This window comes from Bradyrhizobium sp. (genome assembly GCF_049581145.1).
In the GTDB taxonomy this organism is placed as follows: Bacteria; Pseudomonadota; Alphaproteobacteria; order Rhizobiales; family Xanthobacteraceae; genus Bradyrhizobium.
The window spans coordinates 1-2,711 of the sequence record NZ_JBAURI010000222.1 but is presented as its reverse complement, the minus strand read 5'-3'; the positions used below and the strand labels follow the sequence as shown (position 1 = coordinate 2,711).

Annotated in this window: 3 protein-coding genes and 1 pseudogene; 2 read left to right on the top strand and 2 right to left on the bottom strand. The window is 59.8% G+C overall.

The window, feature by feature from the left end; genetic code table 11:
* Both WCB02_RS07305 and WCB02_RS07300 read right to left on the bottom strand, forming a co-directional pair.
* Positions 1-136: pseudogene (locus WCB02_RS07305) on the bottom strand (IS630 family transposase); the annotation flags it as partial.
* A gap of 38 nt (positions 137-174) precedes the next feature.
* Positions 175-366: a hypothetical protein gene (locus tag WCB02_RS07300; protein ID WP_423957163.1), complete on the bottom strand. Its 192-nt coding sequence runs from the start codon at positions 364-366 to the stop codon at positions 175-177.
* A 358-nt stretch (positions 367-724) separates the two neighbouring features.
* Here WCB02_RS07300 and WCB02_RS07295 point away from each other — a divergent pair, with 358 nt between their 5' ends.
* Together WCB02_RS07295 and WCB02_RS07290 are read left to right on the top strand one after the other, a co-directional pair.
* Positions 725-1,966, top strand: coding sequence for a type II toxin-antitoxin system HipA family toxin (locus WCB02_RS07295; RefSeq protein WP_423957162.1), 1,242 nt, complete (start codon positions 725-727; stop codon positions 1,964-1,966).
* Entirely contained in the window at positions 1,963-2,367 is a 405-nt protein-coding gene (locus WCB02_RS07290; RefSeq protein ID WP_423957161.1) for a DUF1488 family protein, read from the top strand. Before WCB02_RS07295 ends, WCB02_RS07290 begins: the two co-directional genes overlap by 4 nt.
* Positions 2,368-2,711: the final 344 nt, after the last annotated feature.

The window sequence follows — 2,711 nt, the reverse complement described above, 5'->3', positions numbered from 1 at the left end:
CGCGCGAGACCTTAAACGTCTTGACCAGGTGCGGCTTCAGTCCGTGCGCACGCCAGATCCGCTGGACACTGGTCAAGGATATACCGACCGCGGCGGCCATGCTGCGGCCGCTCCAGTGGGTCGCATTCGGTGGCTTTCGACGGCGTGCGAGACCTCGACCGGCCTGTCGCACGATCAGCCAGGCGACCAGCATGAGCAGGGTAAGGGCCCCCAAGTGCCGACATGATCGAAAGCGAACTTTGATAGAAGATCAGCCAGCCCCCCTCCCGTCGCCATCAGCCAGGCGAAGACGCGCAGAACCATCAAAAACCAGCCGCGTTCCTGATCCTTGCAAAAAATGAGGATGCCGTCTTCCGGCGTCAGCATGCGCACATAGTTCTTGAACGGGCTGCGCCGCTCGATGATCGGTTAAGCTCGTGCACCACCACCGTCGGCGTCGCCGCCGGGTAGCGGGCAAGTTCATTCGCCAGCGCCGGATCAAACTCCACGCGCGGGGCACAAAGCGCAGCTGCTCGCTCATGCCCGCAACGCAGTGCCGTGCCGGAGCGACGGCAGCGGGCGGCGACTACCGAACATTTCCAACGATTTACAAAAAGCGCGAGCCAGCACCGGCGCAGCCTATCAAAATCAAACATATTTTATGTTTTGACAAAAACAAGCCAACCTGATAAAATATCTTTGATTAAATAGGACTTTTACACTGGCCTGATAAAAGGTATTTTCCATGGCGGCGGCGCTCTGGGGCAGAGTGTACTACAATAGTGACCTCTTCGCAGGTATCCTGCGGCAGGAGCCGAGCGGCCGTTGCGTTTTCACTTATGACCCTGCCTATCTGGAGGCTGGTAGGCACCCGGCCATCGCCTTCACGCTTCCGCGCCAGGCAGCCCCGCATGTTTGCGAAGCCGGCCTGCATCCCTTCTTCGATAATCTGGTCGCGGAGGGCTGGTTACGCAATGCGCAGGCGCGCGCGCTCAAAATCGATCCCAACAACCGCTTCGCTTTACTGCTTGCCTTCGGCCGTGACTGCGCAGGCGCCGTCAGCGTCATTGATCCGGCGCCAATCAACGAGCCGGCCATCGACATGGGCGATCCCACGGCGACGGCGGCGCTGGCAAGCCGCGGCTCGCTGTCTGGCGTGCAGCCGAAGCTGCTCGCCGTCAAGGATGGGCGTGATTACAGGCCGGCGCGCGCCAATGAGACTTCGACCTATATCGCCAAGCTGCCCTCGGGCAGTCTGCGCGACATCATCGAGAACGAATTTCTCGTGCTGCATGCGTGCCGCTCCTTGTTGCCCGGCGACACCATCGTGGATGCTGTGATCGCACCACTGAAGGACATCGGCGACAAAGCCTTGCTGGTGCCGCGCTTCGACCGTTTACGCAGCGGTGCGAGGATCCATTTCGAGGAATTCAACCAGTTGCTGGGGCGTCGTTCAGGCGACGATAAATACGACGCTGCCTATGAGGATATGGCGTCGTTCATCATCAAGACGCCCGGCTGCGCGCCGGCCGATGCCTGGCGGCTTTATGAGCGTGTGCTGGCCTGCCTTCTTACCGGCAATACCGACGCACATCTCAAGAACTTCGCGATGCTGCATACGCCGGACGGGCTGCGTCTCAGCCCCGCCTACGATCTGGTCGCCGCGGCGCTCTATCCCGAATATCGCACCTTTGCGCTTTCCATCGGCGGCGCCGCCAATCTGACGATCGACCAGATCAAGCCCAAGCATCTGGTGGCGCTCGCCCGGACCTGCAATCTATCCGACGACGTGATCCTGCAAACAGTCAAGCGCATCGATCAGCGGCGCAAGCGGGTCGAGAAGGCGCTGATCGCCGACGCCAGGAAGATCGGGACGGCGGCGCTTGGCAAAGACATTCTTGAACTGATGGAGCGTAGATGGAACGGGAGTATCTCCTCAATTGGCCAATTCTTGTCGAAGACGCAATCCGACGCCGACAAGGAATGAAGCTGACGCAGCGTGACCTCGCGGCACTTGCGAAAGTCAGCACGCCGACCGTCTCGCGCTTCGAGCAGGCGGCGAAGGATGTCCAATTGTCATCGGCGCTGGCAATCCTCGATGTGCTCGGCATGACCGACAAGCGCACACTGACATTCCCCGACAGGGAGTACTCCTACGATATAGGTGCCGGCGTGACCTTCTGGGGACAGGATGGGAGCGAACGGGTACGCTGTCGGATCGCGCGCGAAGCGCTGGACGATCACTTCTCGAATGGCGAGAGGTTGCGGCCTCCTGCCGCATTCGAAAAGCATCGCGAAGAAATCGAAGCGCTGGCGCGCCGCAAATTTCTGCGCAGCCAACTAGAATCGGACAAGTCCGTCGTCATCCGCACAAACGAGATTGCATGAGCTTCAGTCGCAAGACGCCTCATAGAAAGGCCGCGCCCTTCCTGGTGCGGGAAAACTGGCTATTTCCAAACCGATGCATTGATGTCTAAGCGATGTGGCTGGCTACGAGCTCTCCGTCAGCCCATTCGGCACATGCTTTTGCAAATGCCTTTTTCATTGTCAGGTACGCGGCCTTGCGCGTTCCAACCGCCAGCAGCGTCAAACGCGGCCTTGCCGATGACCTGCCCCTAAGAATTTCCTCCAGAAGGATTTAGAGTCCGCCCTGACGAAGGACGGACAGATGAAGCGGAAGCGGTTCACGGAAGAGCAGATCATCGCGGTTCTGAAGGAGCACGAGGCCGGCG